Raw genomic sequence first — 19,873 nt, forward strand, 5'->3', positions numbered from 1 at the left:
GCTGTGCAAGGTGTCGCCTAAGGGGTGCCCATCTAGGTGCTGGCAGTTTCCAAAGACAGATTCAAGCATGCATTACCGCGCCGGCTCGCAGCCAGAAAAATAACGATTGACAAGTTGGTTGCAATGACGCACCAGTACGCATAGCGAAAATCAACCGATGGAACGGCTGCCAGCAAACTGAAATAGCAGCCCAGCGCCGAAAGATTTAACGCAAATATCTGCATCCTCTCAACAGGCGATTGAATTCTTGTGCCCAATGCGAGCATGACGATCGAGAGAATTAGCCACGTGTATGGTTTGAACAGTTCGCTTAGAACACTGTTCTGGCTCTTCGCGACATAGTCTTCCATTAGCTGGGCCTGATCGGGGCGAGACAGAACTATATTCAAATCATTCCGCATGATTCCCGGCTGCCATACATAGGCCGGTGCAAGACTCGGAGAGCGCAGAAAATAGAGGAAAGCATCCCAGCGCATCTTCAGCGATAACAGGGGATGTGCGAGTACCGTATTCTTCCAAAGCCGATGAGTCTCTTCATACGGTGTCCCGGTCATAAGGCTGCCGCTTACATCATAGCCGCGGCTAATAAAGCACAGCGCGCGCTCATACAGAATGGGTTGCTTGGTGCACGCCATGAGGTCGTCTCGCTTTACCCAAGGGAGTAAATTCTCTCCAGTTTGAGCGGAAATTTTTGCGATCTCATCGCCCATGAGCAGAGTCTCATAGTGCTTCCGCTCGGCCTTCAGGAGGCCATAAGTAATCGCGGACACAGCAAGCCAGAACGCAACGGAGACAGTTGCAGTAATCAGGAGTCCCGAGAGTACTTTCCTGGGGCACAAGTAACGCAGCGAGGCGAAAAAAATAAGGGGTGCAGTGGCAAGAATCGCGTTGTGCCGTACCGCAAATGCATAAAATAGGAACGGTAAACTCAGCAATGCTAGCTTTCTGCTGTTCTTTTGGTTAAACAGCAGCCCTGTTGCCACCAGCAGTGAAAATGCCATTCCAACGTCCTTCCAGAGCACGCCGGAGAAATTCAGAATCCAGGGTAGGAAGAAGATGCTTGGAACGAGTACTTTCAGGTAGGGGTTGGAGATATTTATCTGCCAGATGAATATTCCAATCACCAATAGCACTAGATGCAAGACGAGCAAACTCTGGGGGCCGGAAACCAGCATCAGGCTCAGATGCCACACATAAGACATGATTGCCGGGTGGCTGTCCGAATAGCTTTGATTCAGCGCACTCTGATATTGAGTGATAGAGTCATGGGACATAAAGCCTGGGGCAAAGCATGTCCAGATTGTCAGAATAAGCAGGGCGGTTGTCGCGCCGGTCAATAACTTGCCGTATTTGCTGTTCATCGCAATGATGCTTGAGCCACTTTTAATGTTAATGGCATAAGGCCGTTAGGCGTTCGACGTTGACGTCTATGATCTGGTGCCGCACTTTGTATGCCGGTATTACGACTGCGATCTTGGCGGAATGACTTCTTGTCATGTTAAATCGGCATGAACCTGGCAAATTTAGTGAGTCGCCTGCTGCAAGCGAGCCAAAACGTCATCGTATTCGTCCAGGATTTTTCTCCATAGGAATTGTTCCACACAGCGCTGCTGCGCCGCATTAATCATCCTGGTACGCGCCGCGAGGTCGGGAGGATTGTCCAGATGGGTGGTCAGGTCGACCGCTGCCTTGAAGAACAGTCCGGACGCATCACCACCTAGAACCCACCGATTGAACGGATTGTCGTGGGCCAGAAGCAATGCGCCAGCGGCCATAGCTTCGATCAAGGATGGGTTGGTACCCCCTACCGAATGGCCATGAATGTACAGGTTGCTACGACGCCGTAGTTCGTTCAGTACGCTAGTGTTGTAAACACCGCCGGCGAAATGGACATCTGTGTGTTTGGCGCGAAGTTGTCGACCGTAGTCATTGATCTCGAAGTTACCCAGAACAACCATGGGCTTCTTCTTCTCGCTGCGTTCAAATGCCTCGAGAATCACATGAATCTGGTTCTCTGGCTCTGGACGCGCCACCACTAGGGAGAAGCTCTGACTCGGATACTGCGTGAGTAGCGGGTGGGACAGATCGTCTCTGTTCCCGGGTTGCAGCGCGTCGTCATCCACACCATATGCAATCATGGTGGATTCCTTACCAAGCTCCTCTTGCAAGTAACGTTGGATTTCTGGGTGATCGGCGATAAGAATATCTGCCTGACGGGCGGCTGACCGCTCATTCATGCGCAGCCAGATGCGCGCAAGTCGTCCCCATTTCTCTCGTCGCCACTCAATACCATCCATGTTGACGGCGTGCGGAATGGATCGTTGTTTCAGGTAACGCTGGAACACACCGGTCCCGTAGCCGAAGATCAATGCCACGGCGTTCTCTGGCACCTCTTTGAACGACCGCCAGTCATACTCAATGGTGCCGAGAGGGCCGCTGCTGCGAACCGAGATAAATCGGCGTCGAACCCCCATCCAAAGATCCTCATCAACGTTGTCTTTATTAACGGTGGGGTCCTGATTGCAGAACACGGTCACGTTGTGCCCCTGGCTAACCAGGTGGGGAGCAAGCACCTCAACCAATCTCTCGAATCCGCCGTAGCGGTTCGGAATGCCGCGTACGCCGATCAGATAAACATTTGCCATAGTCCAGACTTAGTGTAGGTAGCGCCCGCGCAGGACGTCACTCAGGATTCGAAGAAGACCTGCCATGCCGCCGAGGCAATAGCGCAGAAAGCCGGAGGGCCACGAGGATTTCAGGAGCACCCGACGCGCGGTGAATTCACCTTTACGCATCCTCCAGATGGCGCCAGATAATCCCCCGCTAGTGCCAGCGGGACGGTAGACGATAGACAACTCCCGCTCGAGAAAGCGGATTCGCGTATCAGATTGAACGTAGTGAAGAAGGAAGCACCAGTCTTCGCAGTATCGAAGTCGCACCAACCCGAGCCGCCGTTCCCGTCGGACAACCAGCGCGGGTGTGATCACCGGATTCAGGAGCGCAATCCACCAGCTGAATGGGATCCAGCGGCTCAGCGAGTGCGCCCAAAGGCGCGCTAACTTACCATACTTGGGCATCCCCTGAACATCATGAAACAGCAGATCAACTGGAGTGCTGTCGAGCTGCTGAAGTACCAGATCGATCTTGTCCTGCGTGAAGCTGTCGTCGGAGTCAAGGAACGCGATGTGGCTGAACCGCGCTCTTCTGATGCCCAGATTTCGGGCTGCCTGCGGCCCGCGATTGCGCTCGAACCGATAGCAGCGGATCGGGATGTTGTGGTTGTTGTTTGCGGGAAGCAGTGGACGCAGGTCTTCCGTGGATCCGTCATCGATAACGATGATCTCGACGCGATCAGGTTGTGCCGAGGCAACCGACTGACACGCTCGCGACACCATCTCCACGCGATTGAGCGTAGGAATGACCACTGATAGACCAGTCGGCCTCACAGAAGAATTGAATTGCATGATCAGTTGAAGAACGGGAGCTCACGCATGTAGGTTGATCCGGCTGCCCAGGTGAGGAGGATGACAACGTTCATAGCCGATAGGGCAATGAATTGACTCCCCGAGTTCGTGTAGGGGGTGAGCGACGGGCTGAGCGTTAAAAACAAGATGACTGGGTACATACCGTAAATGAAGCGATACCCAAAATAAGGCAACGTGAGAAACGGCACGCAGATAATGGCTAGCCGAAGCGAAATGACATAAGTCTTGTCAGACAAGATATTGCTGGTTCTTACTCCGTTTCGGCGAAACAGGATCGGAGCCAGCAATGCGGAAACAACGCAGGAAAAGGAAAGGATGCGAATCCAAAGCTCGCTGCTTTCGTGCATCGTGTACTTGTTGATCTCGTACAGAAAGCGTGAAACAAAAGGCAGCTCAATGGAGCTGTGCAGAGAGTGGACGGTGAGCAGAATCAGCCCTGCCATTAACGGCAGGAAGACCTTCCAGTTCTGTCGCGCCAGAAAGTACCCGAGCAATACCAGGCCGGCGCTTGTATGAAAGGCCATTGAAAATGCGCCCAGCAACAATGTGAGCAGCAAGTTGACAGGTGCGAGAGATATGCCAAGCACCATCAATCCTACCGATAAGCCTTGTCTCAATGCATTGGTGGACAGTTCAATCCCGATGAGCGATAGCAGGAACGCCGACAAATAGCATAGGCGGACACGCCACGGAGCACGGAAAAAAAGCACGGGTAGCACAATCAGGAAAATCCATGCGGCGGGCAGAAAATTGGTATCGCAGCTGCCGAACATGGCAAAGTTCAGCGCCTCAGTTGCGATCTGGAAGCTGGATTCACGATCCTCTATCAGCCCTCCTTTGCAGAAATCGGTAAATATTCCCGCGTAGGTAACCGTGTCAACTCCAAAGTCGAGGCTGCGAAAACACATCATCGTGATGATGATGATGACCGCTGTAGCACCGCCGATGAGATGCGGTGCGGGATGTCGGACGTTCAGCAGGCGGGCGCTGACGCCTGAGGACAGCGATAGCACAACGGCTATCAAGACAATGTCAGTCAGAAACATAGGATGGTGCGTCCGGTTGGCAACGTGTTCACGACAAACGCGACTGGTGCCAGTAGAGAGCGTCTTATCGATTGCTCTTTGTCAATTCCAGTTTCTTGCCCATCTTTTGGATATGCAGCGACGCGACACTGAATGCCTGCTCGGTGTTCAGCACATCGCGCAGAACAATCGTGTTATCGGGGTGAAAGCGCTTCAATTGACGCTGGACAATCGAGCGTCCGATGCGCGTAGCTTCGCGTGCCATTGCGCCTAGGAACTCAAATGCCGTTGCCACATAACCGGCTTCGCGAGCATGCTGCAACATGCACTGCATCACCATCCCCTTGTATTGCGGATCACTGATCAAGCAGCGCAGATAGAGCATCGAGAAGTTCGCCTTCTGGAGCCACTGCGGCTTGTCTTCGATACCTTTCAGCAGTGAGTATCCCCACACAGTGGGGACGCTGTAGTACTCCGGTACGCGCGCGTCCCACACTAGATTCTTGAACGCACCAATGTGTGCGTTATCGCGAAGTCCACCTACGTGGCGACCCTGTGCACTTTTTCCGGAAGTGCTGCCAGCACATGCACCTGGGATGACAATAGGAAAATCAACCTGATAGCTTTTTTGACTTTCAAGCGATATCAGCGCCGCACTGTAGATGTCTGGGCTGACCCCTCCAAAAAGTTCACCATGCCTCGCAACGATACGCTCGACCAGTTGGCGGGAGATCATTCCGGCATAGGCACGGGGCATGCCGAGCACGCCGCCCCCCATATTACGCAGCGCGATCGACAACTCTGCCTTTGCGTCGAAGGGAGTCACTCGTCCATCAAAGTCGCTGATAACGAGCGTGCTCCCTTCGGCCTTCCATCGTGTCGTGCTTGAGAAGGTCGGCCAGTAGTACAACATGGGGAAGGTGAAGCTGAAGGCGTCAACATGGTTGGCGATCCCCCAACGCGCAACCTCCGTGATCTGCGTGGATACCAGATCATCATCCCCAATGAATGCTAGGTACTCACCCGTTGCATGACTCAGCGCGAGATTGAAGTTGTCAACTACGCTGAGCGGTTCGCCGGGCCGAAGAAGCTTTAGGCGCGAACTGTCCTCGCCAGCAAATTCGGGGCTGATTCTGTCTTCATTGGTGGTGTCGCTGACAACGACTTCCAGTTCGTCGGAGGCCGCCAGCACCGCACGGATCGTGGAAACCGCGCATTCAGGGCGTCCGTGAGTGGGGATGATGACTGATACCAGTGGGCGCATTACTTCTTCACCTGTTTACGAACATAGGGCAGCGTGAGCAGAAGCTGCTTGATGCGCTCCACGCTCAATCGCTCGGTGTTGTGCGAGGTGTAGTCATCAACGTCGTTGGCGTCGGGTTGGCCTTCCAGAATGAACTTGTCGTAGTTCAGGTCGCGATTGTCCGCGATGATTCGGTAGTAGCGGCCCATATCTTCCGCCTTGGCCATTTCTTCACGTGATACCAGCGTCTCGTAGAGTTTTTCGCCGTGGCGAGTACCGATAATCTCGACGGGGGCATCACTATTGAGGAGTTCCTTCAGCGCCTGTCCGAGGTCCGCGATCGTGGAGGCCGGAGCCTTCTGGACAAAGATATCCCCTTGGGTGCCGTGCTGGAAAGCATGCAGTACGAGGTCGACTGAGTCTTCCAGCGACATCAGGAAGCGGGTCATCTTGGGGTCAGTCACGGTCAACGGTTTTCCTGCCTTGATCTTGTCGATGAAGAGCGGAATGACCGAGCCGCGCGAGGCCATCACGTTGCCATAGCGGGTGGCGCAAAGTACCGTGCCACCTTCGCGAACGGTGCGCGACTTTGCAACCATGATTTTCTCGGCCATGGCTTTGGAGATACCCATCGCATTGATCGGATACACCGCCTTATCGGTGCTTAGCACGACAACCCGCTTGACGTTGTTGGCGATGGCGGCGTTCAGGACGTTCTCGGTGCCGACGACATTGGTGAGCGTCGCCTCCATTGGGTAGAACTCGCAGGAAGGCACCTGCTTGAGGGCCGCCGCATGAAAGACGTAGTCGACACCGTCCATCGCGCGTGCGACGCTTTCGTAGTTGCGAACATCACCGATATGAAATTTGACTTTGCGATTGTTGATGGCAATTCGCATGTCTTCCTGTTTCTTCTCGTCACGGCTAAAAACAATGATCTCTTTCACCGACGAGTGCAGAAAACGATTCAGAACCGTATTGCCGAACGAGCCTGTTCCGCCGGTGATCATCAGGACTTTATTGTCAAACATTATAAATATCTCTCAAAAATTCCGAATCAGAAATTGGGCGACCAATGCAATAGCTATGAGTGGCGTGATGAGTTTTAATGTTAATGCGGCTGAATACTTTGCTGCAGCATGCACTTTCTCCAAATTGAATGCTCTGGCCCAACTGATGAGGGTCGATGATGCTTGATAGGCGGCGTATACAAAGCATACGCTTTGGACGCTCTGCTTGTAGGCGGCAAAGGCGGCCAGCGCCAATGTGGCAGCACTGAGGGCCATGGATGCTACAGCTTGGAAGCGGAAATCTTTTGCGTAAAGCAATAGCGTGTAGGGGATATAGCCAAATGCGCCCACGACAAAACCGGGCAGGAGTATTCCTACATAGTGGGAAATGATCTTGTCGTCATGATTATGGCCAACCCAGAAACTAATGAGAGGATCTCGCGCCAGCCAGAAAGCCAGGCATGGCAGAGATGTGATCAGAATTGTGCAAAGTACGAATCTCTGGATCGTGACATTGGGAAAGGTGTCACCCTCGAGATTCTGATTCAGCACACGAGGCTGAAAGTACTGGCTGATGGGGCCGGCTAGCAGTGAGAGCGGAACCATGCAAACAGTCGTCGCCAGAAAATAGGGTGACACACTGTTGGCAGAAATCAAGCCGGAGACCAAGGGCTTGTCCAACTGAGTAACGGCTGCACCCGCCGCGGAGAAGAGTACCAGCGCACGCCCCTTCTTTATCAGCTCGAATGCATCACGGATTCCGGGTCGCTCTAGAACTGACTGTCTCGAGGCATCGATCCAGTATGTGAAACAACGATAGCGCGTGACCAATGCCTGACCAGCGGAAAACACGAGTTGCGTGACGATGAACGCCATCATCGTGTTGGAAATGGCCGCCAGGACGTAGGCCGTAGCGCAGGCTCTAGCTGCTACACCCACGACCTGAATTGTGCTCGCCGCCGAATACTCACGACGGGCGAGCATGGTTGCGTAGTACATGTTCTGGAGTACCAGCACCCAAAAGAGCGCGATGGCGCCCATGATGGTGCCCCATCCGATACTGGAGAAAGCACCCAGAACCTTAAGGCAGACAGTGACTGGTATCAGCAGAAAATAGAACCCTGTCAGGCTGATCTCTGCGGTACGCGTGAGTGTAAGCAGCTCCGCTGGAGAGGAGTGGGCAATCGCGACGTCACGGCCGATCAGCGTTGACATGCCCAGATCCAGCATGATCAAGAGATTCTGAAGCGACAGAATCACGGCGACCACGCCGAATTGCTCCGGACCGAGGTGATGTCGATAGAACGGCAGGAAGATGAATCCCACAAGCACTGCCGACACTCTGCCGGCATACAGCATCACCATATCGAGCGCAGTGGTACGCAGCAATTTCATCGGTACCTTTAGCTCTGAACGTGATTCTGCAAGTCTGCAACTGCATGCGCGCAGATCTCGCCGATGGTATCGACGTCTGCCTCGCTCAGCCACCAGCCGCAGGGAAGGGCAATGATGCGGCTCTGCAGATCGGTTGTGTGCGGTAGCGGGGCCGGCCCAATTGCGTGGAAACCGCTGTAGGTGTCATTGCGGTGATGAAGGATGGATGCAGAAACGCCTTGGCTCTTCAATCGTTGAAGTAGCGCGTCTCGGTGCTCGGCCAAGCAGAGCATGACCCAGTACGCGGCATCTGCGCCACTTGCAGCATTCATCGTGGTGATGCCCTTGATGCCCGCGAGCCGCGTTGCAAGCTTGGCTACGTTGGTGCGCGCCTGCTCGACTCGGCCCTGGGCCGTGTCCAGTTGGGCGCACCCGAGCGCAGCACTCACATTGCTCATCGTGTACGTCCATCCGATCTCAGGAATGTCCGCGGCAGGATTAATTTCGCCGTCCGCTGTACGGAATGTCGTGCCGTCAATGCCGAAACGCCGGAGTTGACGTGCCTTCGTGGCCATCTCCGCCGATTTGCAAACCAAGGCACCCCCGTCGATGCAGTTGATCTGCCGATTGGGGTAGAAGGAGTAGATCGAGAAATCCGCAAGCCCGCCGACGTGTGCGCCATCCTGCAGGGCAAACAGCGCGTTGTTGCAGTCTTCAATAAATGCAATACCTCGGGCCTTGCACAACGCGGCCATTTCGCGCGCCGGGCCGGGGTATCCCGCGACGTGATACATGACCACGGCCTTTGTCTTGTCGCTGAGCTTTTGCGCGGCATCGGCGACATCCATCTCAACCGAACTGGGGCATACGTCAACCCATACTGGTACGGCGCCACAATGCGCAATCGCGGAGTTGGTGGACATGCAGGAAAAAGCTGTGGTCAGGACTTCATCCCCAGGGCGCACCCCTGCCAGATGCAGAGCCAGAAACAGCGCACTCGTCATGTCGTGGGTGGAAACCACGTGAGACTGACCAACAAGATTGCCAATGCCCTGTTCGAACATCTGCACATACTTGCCACTGGCGATCTGGCCCGAGCGTAGGACCTCCAGTGTGGCTGCCTCCATTTCAGGGAGACGCGGTACTCCAAACAGCGGTATCTGCTTCACCTGGTGTCTCCTTAACCTTTCCGGATGACATCAACGATGCGCTCGCGATCTTCATCGCTGACCCACCAGCCGCACGGGATGTGCAGCAGCCTCTTGTAGAACGTGTCCAGCCCCGGCAACTCTCGGCTGGACGCTGCGAAGATGCTGTGGAGGTTGTTGGGGCGATGCAGCTTTGAGGCGGCGATCCCCGCGGCATTGAGTGCCTTTTCCAGGCTGGCGCTGTCATCGCACAGCAGGGTGTAGATCCAGTAGCTCGGCTCGGCAACTGCATCGCAGCGAGCAAAATCGACCCCGCTGACGGAGTCCAGTTGAGCGTCGTAGAACTTGCCATTCTGGATGTGTCGGTCCAGAACGGCTGAGACGCCCTGCAACTGAACTCGCCCGATCGCCGCGGTGACGTTGCTCATGTTGTACTTGTACCCAACGCTGGTGATATCGATCTCGGTGCGTGGAACGCCCTTCAGCATGCCGAACCACCGGAATTTCTTTGCCGCTTCCATCTGCGAGTCGTCGCTGAACGTCAGCAGACCACCGTCGACGGTGGTCATATGTTTGATTGCCTGGAAGGAATAGATTCCGTAATGGCCGATCGTTCCGATCGGCTGATCTTGGTAGCGAGCCCCCAGCGCATGGGCACAATCCTCAATGAGGGCGATCCCATGCTCGTCGGCAAGCTGCTTCAGTTCAGCAAGACGAACCGGGTAACCCGCATAGTGAACGCAAAGAATCGCCTTGGTTCTGCTTGTGATGCAGCTACGGACCGATTCGGGGCACATGTTGCCCGATACCGGATCGACGTCGGCCCAAACCACTTTTGCGCCGGTATAGAGGATCGACGTATTGGTTGGCTCAGCGGTCATCGGCGTGGAAATCACTTCATCGCCAGGGCCCACGCCGGCCAACGTCAGCGCCGCATGAAGGGCACCCGTTCCGCTGCTCATCGCGAGCGAGCGTTCCAGCCCGAATTTCTGATTGAACTCTGACTCGAATCGATAGACGGACTCGCCCTCGGCGATCATGCCGCTGTACAGGACCTCTTCCAGAGCGGGCATGAGAACCGACTTGGCGGGCATGGCGACTTTGACGATCGGGATCATATTAGTGTCAATTAAATTCGGTTAAGCAGTGAGATGTATGGAAAGTTCGAAAAATCTTTTCCTGAAAGATTGCTGACCATTCGCTGTGAGCTCATTTGCAGATTCGAGCTATAACCGCGATTGATCAACTCGACGTAAATTCCCGAGTCCTCCGGCGCATTCAGGTTCCACTCATCGGGGAGGGCTCGATCAATAAGCTGAAAAATTGCATCCCAATTGCCCGTCCACTCAATCAGTGTGCATCCCTGTTGGGTCCGGAGCACGGTGATAGAGGCGGTGTGATTGCTGAAAGCCATCACGCTTTGCGCGAATGCTGGAACGCCTTGGCTGGATCTGTCTTCCACCGTGATGCCGGCCAAGCCATGGCATAAAAGGCCGACCCTGCCAGTCGCTGCGCGTTTGCGAACGGTCCCATACCTGTCGTGGCTGTCAACGGTGAAGCCGTGTTTGACATACACATTCGGCTTGTTTGTCCAGAGGACCAGGCCGTCATACGGCTTTTCTTTGCCGAGGTCCGTTGCGGCCGAAAGCAATTGGTGACTGAGTCCGCTGCCTCGGAATGCGTCGTCAACACACACCAGTCCGACGAGGCCAACGGTCCCTACGTCGGGCAGCGTTTCCTCTTTGATGACGAGCGTTGCTGCCGTCACGCGTTCGTCGTTCGAGCCATCCTTGCTGATCAGAATGGACGTGACCCGAGTACTGTCGCCAATCCACGGGTAATGCGTGGGCAGGTCGACTCCTCGCCCTCTGGAGCTAAAAAACACCTTCCAGATGAGCGCTCGAGCGGCCGGTGGCACACCGTGATGTATCGAGTGTTGCAGTAATGGCGTGTTCAAGTTCCGCCTCGTCCATCGAGTCTTGGCTGGGAAATATCCTGGTAGCGGATGTGCGATCAAGAAAGCGTTCCAGCACACATCGTGCTAGACCTCTCCCTGTTTGACTCCGCTGTAGTCGTCACTCCGAACCTCTGCCCGCAAAGCTTCGATCTCCGATCTCAAGAACTCGTACTCTTCCATCTTGCGTTTCAGAAACTGGCTGGTCAGGGCCGCTTTTTCTGCAATGCCGCGCGGAGTGAGAATGTAGATATAGCCGAATTTATTTTTGGATTGGCTGAAGTTCTGGACCTTGATCCAACCCTTTTCCGTCAGAGCTTTGATGCAGTAGTTCAGACCTCCAACGCTGACGCCCAGTCTTTCTGCAAGCTCGCGCTGAGTGAGGTCCGGATTCTCTTGCAATATGCGCATGATCCGAAAGTACGTGTCCTCTTGTATCTTGGCTTGGCGACTCGTCATGGAATGGACCCAATGCTCATGTGTCTGTTTTCAGTGGCAAGCAAGGCATTGCTGAGAGCCTCGACAAATACGCTCGCGTCTATCGGTAAGAGTAAAAAGTGCTCTATCGTGTACGTTTGTTTGAAGTTGAACAATTTTACTTGGATCCGGTGGCATGGTCCACCGTTGTGCAGGGACTTGCCTGAACGCGAGCGTTTTACGCTGGCGTGATCCATCGTGTACTTGAGTGCTACCTTAGGGTGTCGCGCCTAGGATGGCAGTCCATTGATCAGCAATGGACTCGATCGCAAAATGACTCGCTTTTGCTTTCCCCTGGATCGCCAGGCGTTCAGCGATGGCGGGGTCCTCGATCAGTGTGAGCACCGCATCGGCAAGTGCGGTCTCGTCCTCAACGGGTACCATCAGCGCATCTTCGTGATCTGCCAGCAATTCCCGAGGCCCCTGGTCGCAATTGGTCGAGACGATGGGCAAGCCGAATGCCATGGCTTCGATCAAGACCAGCCCAAAGCCTTCGTAGCGTGAACTGAGGCAGAAGATCGTGCTTTGTGCGTATGTTCGGGCGATCTCGGTGTGCACTCCGGGTAGTGAAACGCACTGTTCGAGACCGAGTTGATGACATAGTGCCTCCAGTTGTCCTCGCTCCTCGCCTTCGCCGACGATCAACAGTTTCCAGTCCGGGGCATGTTGGGCCACTTGCTGCCAAGCCTTCAGCAATACATCAAAGCCTTTGGCCCTGGTCAGGCGTCCCACTGCCAAGACCGTCCGTGTATCGCGCGATGTTCGCGCGTGCGGTAATGGAAACGGCAGAGGATTTGGGATGTGCACAATGTTGCAAGGAGGTCGCAAAGCCTCCATCCAGCGCATGCGATCACGCTTGGTGAGCACCACGACATCCGTACAAGTTCGAGCGGCGAGGAAGCGGGCCATCTTGCGGACCGGTCTCCCCAGATCTTCGTCGAAATGGCAATGCTCCCACGAAATCCTGCGCACCTTTCGGCCAAGCGTGGCCGGCAGCGTGAACAGCGTCAGCATCGTATCGACTTCGACCAGCACTTCGACGCCATGCTCACGCACAAAGCGACGGATGCCGAGGACGGTCGAAGCGTACTGACGCTTGAACGATGGGCGATGCGCGAACAGCGCGCAGTGCTCGACCGCTGGGTGCAACGGAAAAACGCATACTTGATCCCAGAGACTCAATATGAGCACCCGGTAGCCGCGTGCGGCCAGCGCATTGGCGATCACTGCGGTCATGCGCTCCGCACCTGCGAAGGCGTTCAGTGTGCCGGTGAGGAAGCAGATGGTTGGAAGCTGAGTCACGCCGATGCCATCCCCGGTGTTGGGCGATGGCGCCACCATAGCGCCATACCGACCATGACCGCCATGCCGTTGCCAAGAGCATAACCCGCGATGGCACCCCAGACGCCAAGGTGTGGAATGGTGAGCAAATCGAAGACCAGCGTTGTGACCAACACCAGGGCCCATTTCATGGTCACCCAGCGCGGTCGGCGCAGATGGACCGCCAACAGCGTGAGCGCCACGTCGGCGAATACTAGTGCCGAAGCCGCTGCCGCTATGCGCAGCAGCGTCACTGTGGTGCCGAATGCGCTGCCATAGAGCAGGTGCACGATCCAGGGAGCGCATGCAGCAATGGCCAACCCGCCGACCAATCCGAGTGCGCCGATGCCAAACGCAACACGGCCGATTCTTGCGTGCGCATCGGCAAAGGTTGTGCGCGCGTAGATGTAGCTTGGCGCAATGCCCGCGACCAAGATGGTAGCAACCATTGTGAAGTTGTCCAGGATCTGCATGCAGGCGGCATAGGCGCCGAAATCCACTGCAGAAACGGACGGCTGAAGCACCAGTTGGTCTACCCGGCGCGCGCACATCATCAGAATGAAGCTGCCCCAGAACAGCATGCCGGCTCCAACCAGTTCGCGTGCCTGGGGCGGGTGCCAGGCGAAGTCGCGGTCGGGTACGCGAATGAAGTAGTAGCTGGTGAGCAGCACTGCCGAAACAATGGCCTCGAGCGCAAACGCGGCTACGTAGCCTGTGATCTCGTGGATGCCCGCAGCGAACAGGCTACCGACGAGGATCGCCTTGACCACCAACGCAGTAAGACTGAACAGCGTGTTTGGTCGATTGTTGGTATGCGCCTGCATCCAGGCGATCACCACGCCAAATGGTTCCCGCAGCAAGATCGCAATGCCTAGCCATAGCGCAGCATGCCAGACGTCCGTTCCAGGCGACGTCACGCCCAGATAAACGCACATCAACAAGTAACCGGCAACACCTCCAGCCAGGCGCAGCAAAAAGGCGTGTGCGAGCAATCTGTGCTGGGTTGCCGCCCCTGGAGCCGCTACGAGGCGGGGCACCACCACCTCGGCTCCGCAGACAAACGCGAAGGACCCGGCGATCAGCACGATCGATTGCGCGTACTGGAAATGCGCGAAACCTGAGGGGCCGAGCGCTCGCGCCAGCATGGCCACGATGGCGATGCCACCGCCAACCTGAAGGCCCCGCTCGGCCAGCATCCAGAGCAGGTTGCTTGCCACTCGCATCAGGTCGCCTCCGTGTGCGGAATGGCCGTGGTGGTGCCAAGGCTCCGGTAAATATCCAACCAGCGTTGTGCTACGGCATCGATCGAAAACCTAGCCGCGATTAGTGTGTGTCGCTGGGCTTGCTGCAGAGCCGACCCTCTGCCTTCATGCAGGGCGACGGTCAACGCCGCAGCCAGTGCCTCGGCATCTCCTCGTGGCACCACCACGCCCTGGTTGCACAGCACCTCTTTAACGCCCGGTGCATCGGTGGCAACCACCGGACAGCCGCAGGCCAGCGCCTCCACCAGCACCATGGGAAGCCCTTCGATATTCGATGACAGCACGAATGTATCGGCCGCGTTGAGCAGTGCCGGCACATCGCTGCGTGCGCCCAGCAACGTGACGCGAGACGTCAAGCCCAATGCGGCAATCTGGTCGTTTAGCGCTTGCTGAAGAGGACCGCCGCCGGCAATCAGAAGGTGAACCGGCAGGGCGTCATCGATTTGCGCGAATGCGCGTAGCAGCAGGTCTTGTGCCTTTTCCGGAACCAGCCGCCCGACGTTTAGCGCCAGCCTTGTACCCGCATGGATACCCAGGCGCGCGCGCGTGGCTTCACCTAACGCTGCGTTTGTTTGAAAGCGGTCAATATCGATACCGTTGGGCACGACCGTAATGCGATTGGCCGGCACTGCTCCGACCGCAATCATGCCGTTGCGGCCATCATCGCTGACGTGAGTGGTCAGCGTGCTCCACCGATCAGTCAGCCGATAGCCCAGCATGCGCAACCAGCCACCTTCACGAAAACTGTGTGCTGTGCTGACCAGCGGAGGGCAGCGCACGATCCGTGTCAGTGCCCGCGCGAACACGTTGGCGTGGATCATGTGGGCATGGATAACGTCGGGCTGCCATGATTTGATCAGATCGCGGGCTTGCCAAAGCGCCCGTGCCATCCCCAAGGGGGTTTTGCGCATGGCAAGATCGACAACGTTCGCCGCGGCGGGGATGTCGATTTCCTGGCCGGGCGAGAGGCTGATGATGGTGACTGCATGTCCGCGAGCCAGAAACGCTTGAGTGAGAGCCACCACTTGATGTTCAGCCCCTCCCATCTTCAAGCCGGTCGTGACCAGCAGAATTCGCATTGGCGCCCCAGCGAGTGCGGTACACGCCATCAACGCGCTCCGTATCCAGTCAGGATCGTGCGCAGGGTCTTGACGCCGATCAGAAGATCGAGTGCGAACGAGCAGTGTTTGACGTAGTAGAGGTCGTAGCTGAGTTTCGTGACGGTTTCCGCATGCGTGCCGACATAGCCTTGTTGCACTTGCGCCCATCCCGACAGCCCCGGTCGCACCAGGTGCCGGTATGGGTAATAGGAGATCGTATCGGCAAACATGTTGGCCATTGGCACCTGCTCTGGACGTGGTCCGATCAAGCTCATGTCGCCAACCAGCACGTTCCAGAGTTGCGGCAGTTCGTCGAGCCGATATTTGCGGATCACTCGGCCCACGCGTGTCACGCGCGGATCATGTTGCTGTGCGAACTGTGCCGGGGCGCCCTGCTGCACACTCATGCTTCGGAACTTGAGCATCGTGAACGGTTCACCAAACCGTCCTACACGCTCTTGGCAAAACAGCATCGGGCCACCCGATTCCAACCTGATCGCTAGCGCGGTCATGATCGACAGCGGCAACGCCAGCGGCGCCAGGCAAACCACGGTAGTGATATCGAGGGTGCGTTTTACGAAACCATAGAAATAGTGGCGCGCATAGTCGTCGAAGAAATTCTCGTCGATATGCTCGAGGCCAACACGCCCTGTCAGCATCTCACCAACACGGTCCACTGAGTACATCCGCACGTGACTTAGCTTGAGCTGCGCCAGCGAACGCGTACGCTCGGGGTCGGCAGTGGCCGAGCGATCGAGCATCAATCCATCGCAGTACACGGCGTTCTCGATCGAATGGATGAACTCGAGGCGGGTCGGGGAAGGGGGCGTGGCGCCCGGCATGGCAAGGATCGCGTCAAGTTGCTTCAGCGTACCCGGATCGATATAGCCGAACACCGGCACGTAGTTCTGGACGAAACGGCGGTAGCCGATGCCGCTCCAGGCAAGCGTTGTGATGTAGCCGAGCAGTAGGGCGCCACGCGAGTACTCAACATGAAATGCGGCGAAGACGATGAGAAGCAAGCTGTAAGGAAGTGTGGCAGACACTCCGATCAGGCTGTTGCCTTCGAGGGCCGGCAGATGGAGTGAACGGTGCAGTAGCACAAACGTGCACAGGCATGGGATGACCGTCCAGAGTAGCGTACGTGTGAAAACGTAAGTCACGATGCCGGCGTGATAGAGGTATTCCGCCAGCGCGATGTTGATTCCGAACAATATCAGTCCAAGCAAGGCCCAGGACAGCATTCGGCTGGCGCGGCGTACGGTCTCGGAGCCGTGGACGTTTGCTGCCATGGTGCGCTGTGCAGTGCCCAGGCGAGCTTCTTGTTTGTCGCTGCTCATGTCACGTGTCTTTTGTCGGCTGCGGGGTTGTTGGAGGCAAGCCGAGCGTACCTTGATAGATTTGCCAGGTCGCTTCGGCCATTGGCGCGATGCCGAAAGCTTGCTCCCAGCGCTTTCGCGCCGCTTGGCCCATGGCTTTGCGGCGGGCTGGGTCGGTCGCCAGCGCCACTAGTATGTCCGCCATGACGGCTTCATCGTTGCCGACAACCAGTGCGGCGGGTGTGGTGCCGAATTGCTCGCGAATGCCGGGCAGGTCCGATGCCACCACTGGCAGCCCGGCTCGCATCGCTTCGAGCACTGACAGCGGTAATCCCTCATGGTCCGAAGCCAGCACGAACAACTGTGCCGAGGCTAAAAGACCAGCGACGTCGTTCACATTGCCGGGAAAGCTGACGCGGCCGGGGGCTAGCTTATCGGCCAACGCGTGCATGGCGTTACGTGTAGGACCGTCTCCTGCGATGACTAGCTCGCAACGGTCAAGCGCTGCGCGCGCAAATGCCCGAATAACGATGTCGGGTCGTTTGGGCGCTGCGAAGCGCGCCACCATGACGATGCGGCGCAACTGCCCCCCAGGTTCAGGGTGTGCATGAGTGTCTGGAATGCCGTTGTGAATGACGCTGACGCGACTCGCCGGTACTGGCAGGCTGGCAGCCAGCTCGTATTCGGCATTGGCCACACAGATCATATGTGTGGTCAACGGCGCCAGGCACCATTCCACAACACGGGACGCAAGGCGCCGGACCAGCGGTGCTGCCGGTTTGAAAGCAAAGCCATGTACGGTGTAGATCACGGGAATGCCGAGCATCCAGGCGGCCACGCGCCCCAATGCGCCTGCCTTGGCACTGTGCACATGAATAAGGTCTGGTGCGGCGCTGTGCAACGCGGCTTTCAACTGGCGTAGCGTAGCAAGTGCCTTCAACGGCGATAGGGCGTTGTCGAGCAGTGGCAGTCGTACTGTTTTGGCACCGGCGGCCTTTGCCGCTGTGAGCAGGGGGCCGTTCCCACCGGCAAGCACCACCGCATCAATCCGACCACGCAACGCATGCAGCAGGTCTGCTAGGTGTGATTGGGCTCCGCCAATCTCAGAACTGGTAATGACATACGCGACGCGGGGCCGAGAGGGGGGCAAGTTCTGCACGAGCGCGGGAAAAAATTGGTGGTGAGGTAGAGGCACCCCCCCTTAACCTGGCTGAAACGCGCCTTGCCGAGCCGTGTTGTAGTGCGCGAATCGTTCGAATCAGGACGGGCGGGTGATTATAAGCTCGTGCCAGATTCCGTAATCTGGAAATGCGATTTGTAGCGCCCTGCTGTCTATGAGCGGTACCGCACCGTGAGCTTCGTTGTGGGAAGCTATATGCAAATTGATACTGCGAGCTTCAAGACTCGCGACATCCGAGCATCGTAGACGCCGTGGACGAGGAGACGGCTTGCCCGATCGGTCGCGCCTTCGGCTTGGCACTACGCGGCAACGGCGAATCGACCGTGGCCATCGGTCGTGACGGTCGCCTTCACGGCTGGCTGCTATGCCTAGTGGATATCCGTCAACAGCGCATCGACCAGACGGTGTCGGGCGCCACGCCCGTCCCATGAAGATCGACGTTGCGTGCGGCATCGGCGCGGCGTGTTGCGTTTGCGCCGGCGCCGTTCCACACGATGGGTTGCGACGTGACGGAACTGTTCTGCGAGGTGCATGGCCAATTCCGAAACTACCATTTTCCCTCCTGTTTACACCTAGGGCCAGCAAGCAAGACGTCGTGCGCGCGGCAGGCCACTGACTGCGAACCCGAGCTTGTCTTCGAGGCCGGCAACTCGAATGGTCGACGGCCATAGTAAAATCGGCTGCCCACACAAAAACGACTGGGAAAGAGGTAACTATGGCAGATATTAAGAAGGTGGGCGATGGAGTTATCGAAGTGGGCCAAAGCTGCTCAATCGGCGATAACGTGCAGGTTATCTTCGCCAAGCCAGCCGTTGTAAAGCTGGGTGACTATGTGGTTCTGGGCGACGGTGTAAAGATGATCGTCGACGGTGGCAACATCACAATCGGGGACTGGACTACATTGCATGCTGACACGCTGGTGCTGTCAAAGACGGGCGTTAGCATTGGTCAGCATTGTTGGTTCGGCCAGAACACGGTGCTCGACGGTACCGGCGGGTTGACTGTTGAAAACGGCGTGCGCGTGGGCATGTACTCACAGCTCTGGTCGCATGTGGCGGCTGGTGAGCAGATCGAGGGCTGCACCCTGTATGGCGAGCGCCCAATCCATGTCGAGTCGGACGTATGGCTGGTGGGCTCGTGCATTGTGGCGTCAGGCGTACGCATTGGTCGCCGCTCGGTGGCTCTGATCGGCTCCAACCTTACGAAGGACGCACCGGCAGAGGTTGTGCTTGCCGGCTCACCCGCGAAGGTCAAGGAAGGGCTGAGCTTCTATAAGTCTGTGACGCTCGATGAGAAGTTCGAGATGCTCGCGAAGTGGTTGGAGCAGATTACCGGCGCGCCTGCAATCGATGCTCCTTCCATAACTCATGACGGTGACGCAATCACCGTGCATTGGGATGACGTCGAGAAAGTGACGTTCTACAAATTCGCGGCCGACTTCAATAAGGCGACTGCCTCACGCCATCCGAAAACCACGCTTTGCTGTGTAGAGGACAAGCGCTACATCAAAGCTATGACAAGGGCTGAGCGCGGTGTGCTCAAGGCGCTGGCTGGCAACAAGGCGCGCTTTTACTCCTGACACTGGCACATTGTTCGCGGCTGCGGACTGCGCAAGGAGAGAGGTTATCTCCGGTTGACGCTTGGAACGCAGGGTGGGCGGCTTGCATGCCGCGAAAGAAACACGCAACCAGAGCATGGCGTCGGCAGCCATCCACGTTACTGGAGGAGTGGTCGGCTGTCTGATCTGCGGACGCTCGTTGCTCAGGATCGGGATGACGAAGTGGGCCCTGGTCCATGTAGAACCGAAGCAGAGTATCCGTGGATACACGCTATGCGTATGTTGCCGGTACCCGCCTTGGATTTCTTTGCTGCATCGTCGCTTTGATCGTGACTGTGTTCTTCTGGTCAATTGCCAGCTTGGTTTTGTGATGTAGGCCTCGACACTAGCGAGATTCGCCTGCTGACTGCTCGCAATC

General features: G+C 56.7%; 18 protein-coding genes. 2 read left to right on the forward strand and 16 right to left on the reverse strand.

Features of this window, described 5'->3' with window-relative positions:
* Positions 1 to 32: 32 nt before the first annotated feature.
* The 16 genes from V6657_RS03460 to V6657_RS03535 all read right to left on the reverse strand — a co-directional run bounded on the left by V6657_RS03460 (position 33) and on the right by V6657_RS03535 (position 17,912).
* On the reverse strand, positions 33 to 1,361 hold the full coding sequence (locus V6657_RS03460) for a hypothetical protein (RefSeq protein WP_048935129.1): 1,329 nt from the start codon (positions 1,359 to 1,361) through the stop codon (positions 33 to 35).
* Between the two features lie 162 nt (positions 1,362 to 1,523).
* Complete coding sequence (locus tag V6657_RS03465) at positions 1,524 to 2,645, reverse strand: DUF1972 domain-containing protein (protein ID WP_048935128.1); 1,122 nt, start codon at positions 2,643 to 2,645, stop codon at positions 1,524 to 1,526.
* A 9-nt stretch (positions 2,646 to 2,654) separates the two neighbouring features.
* Positions 2,655 to 3,464, reverse strand: coding sequence for a glycosyltransferase family 2 protein (locus V6657_RS03470; protein WP_048935127.1), 810 nt, complete (start codon positions 3,462 to 3,464; stop codon positions 2,655 to 2,657).
* A 2-nt stretch (positions 3,465 to 3,466) separates the two neighbouring features.
* Complete coding sequence (locus V6657_RS03475; RefSeq protein WP_048935126.1) at positions 3,467 to 4,531, reverse strand: EpsG family protein; 1,065 nt, start codon at positions 4,529 to 4,531, stop codon at positions 3,467 to 3,469.
* A 64-nt stretch (positions 4,532 to 4,595) separates the two neighbouring features.
* A complete protein-coding gene (locus tag V6657_RS03480) occupies positions 4,596 to 5,774 on the reverse strand; it encodes a glycosyltransferase (RefSeq protein WP_048935125.1) in 1,179 nt (392 codons plus the stop codon).
* Positions 5,774 to 6,784, reverse strand: a complete 1,011-nt coding sequence (locus V6657_RS03485) for a polysaccharide biosynthesis protein (protein WP_048935124.1) — start codon at positions 6,782 to 6,784, stop codon at positions 5,774 to 5,776. Before V6657_RS03485 ends, V6657_RS03480 begins: the two co-directional genes overlap by 1 nt.
* A gap of 12 nt (positions 6,785 to 6,796) precedes the next feature.
* Positions 6,797 to 8,158, reverse strand: a complete 1,362-nt coding sequence (locus tag V6657_RS03490; protein ID WP_048935123.1) for a hypothetical protein — start codon at positions 8,156 to 8,158, stop codon at positions 6,797 to 6,799.
* 8 nt (positions 8,159 to 8,166) lie between these two features.
* Complete coding sequence (locus tag V6657_RS03495) at positions 8,167 to 9,306, reverse strand: DegT/DnrJ/EryC1/StrS family aminotransferase (protein WP_082170273.1); 1,140 nt, start codon at positions 9,304 to 9,306, stop codon at positions 8,167 to 8,169.
* Between the two features lie 11 nt (positions 9,307 to 9,317).
* On the reverse strand, positions 9,318 to 10,403 hold the full coding sequence (locus tag V6657_RS03500) for a DegT/DnrJ/EryC1/StrS family aminotransferase (RefSeq protein WP_048935122.1): 1,086 nt from the start codon (positions 10,401 to 10,403) through the stop codon (positions 9,318 to 9,320).
* 11 nt (positions 10,404 to 10,414) lie between these two features.
* On the reverse strand, positions 10,415 to 11,242 hold the full coding sequence (locus V6657_RS03505) for a GNAT family N-acetyltransferase (RefSeq protein WP_137884816.1): 828 nt from the start codon (positions 11,240 to 11,242) through the stop codon (positions 10,415 to 10,417).
* A gap of 84 nt (positions 11,243 to 11,326) precedes the next feature.
* A complete protein-coding gene (locus V6657_RS03510) occupies positions 11,327 to 11,698 on the reverse strand; it encodes a MarR family EPS-associated transcriptional regulator (RefSeq protein ID WP_048935120.1) in 372 nt (123 codons plus the stop codon).
* A gap of 234 nt (positions 11,699 to 11,932) precedes the next feature.
* On the reverse strand, positions 11,933 to 13,018 hold the full coding sequence (locus tag V6657_RS03515) for a glycosyltransferase family 4 protein (protein WP_248694813.1): 1,086 nt from the start codon (positions 13,016 to 13,018) through the stop codon (positions 11,933 to 11,935).
* On the reverse strand, positions 13,015 to 14,232 hold the full coding sequence (locus V6657_RS03520; protein ID WP_248694809.1) for an oligosaccharide flippase family protein: 1,218 nt from the start codon (positions 14,230 to 14,232) through the stop codon (positions 13,015 to 13,017). The genes V6657_RS03515 and V6657_RS03520 overlap by 4 nt, the downstream gene beginning before the upstream one ends.
* Before the next feature lie 26 nt (positions 14,233 to 14,258).
* On the reverse strand, positions 14,259 to 15,377 hold the full coding sequence (locus V6657_RS03525; protein WP_048935117.1) for a glycosyltransferase: 1,119 nt from the start codon (positions 15,375 to 15,377) through the stop codon (positions 14,259 to 14,261).
* A 29-nt stretch (positions 15,378 to 15,406) separates the two neighbouring features.
* Positions 15,407 to 16,738, reverse strand: coding sequence for a sugar transferase (locus V6657_RS03530; protein ID WP_048935116.1), 1,332 nt, complete (start codon positions 16,736 to 16,738; stop codon positions 15,407 to 15,409).
* A 1-nt stretch (position 16,739) separates the two neighbouring features.
* On the reverse strand, positions 16,740 to 17,912 hold the full coding sequence (locus tag V6657_RS03535) for a glycosyltransferase family 4 protein (protein WP_048935115.1): 1,173 nt from the start codon (positions 17,910 to 17,912) through the stop codon (positions 16,740 to 16,742).
* A 236-nt stretch (positions 17,913 to 18,148) separates the two neighbouring features.
* On the opposite strand from V6657_RS03535, the gene V6657_RS03540 reads away from it, so the two are divergent.
* On the forward strand, positions 18,149 to 18,328 hold the full coding sequence (locus V6657_RS03540; protein WP_137884817.1) for a hypothetical protein: 180 nt from the start codon (positions 18,149 to 18,151) through the stop codon (positions 18,326 to 18,328).
* A gap of 284 nt (positions 18,329 to 18,612) precedes the next feature.
* Positions 18,613 to 19,476: a hypothetical protein gene (locus tag V6657_RS03545; protein ID WP_048935114.1), complete on the forward strand. Its 864-nt coding sequence runs from the start codon at positions 18,613 to 18,615 to the stop codon at positions 19,474 to 19,476.
* Positions 19,477 to 19,873 lie beyond the last annotated feature (397 nt).

The sequence above is a fragment of the Ralstonia sp. RRA genome (genome assembly GCF_037023145.1).
Taxonomy (GTDB): Bacteria; Pseudomonadota; Gammaproteobacteria; order Burkholderiales; family Burkholderiaceae; genus Ralstonia.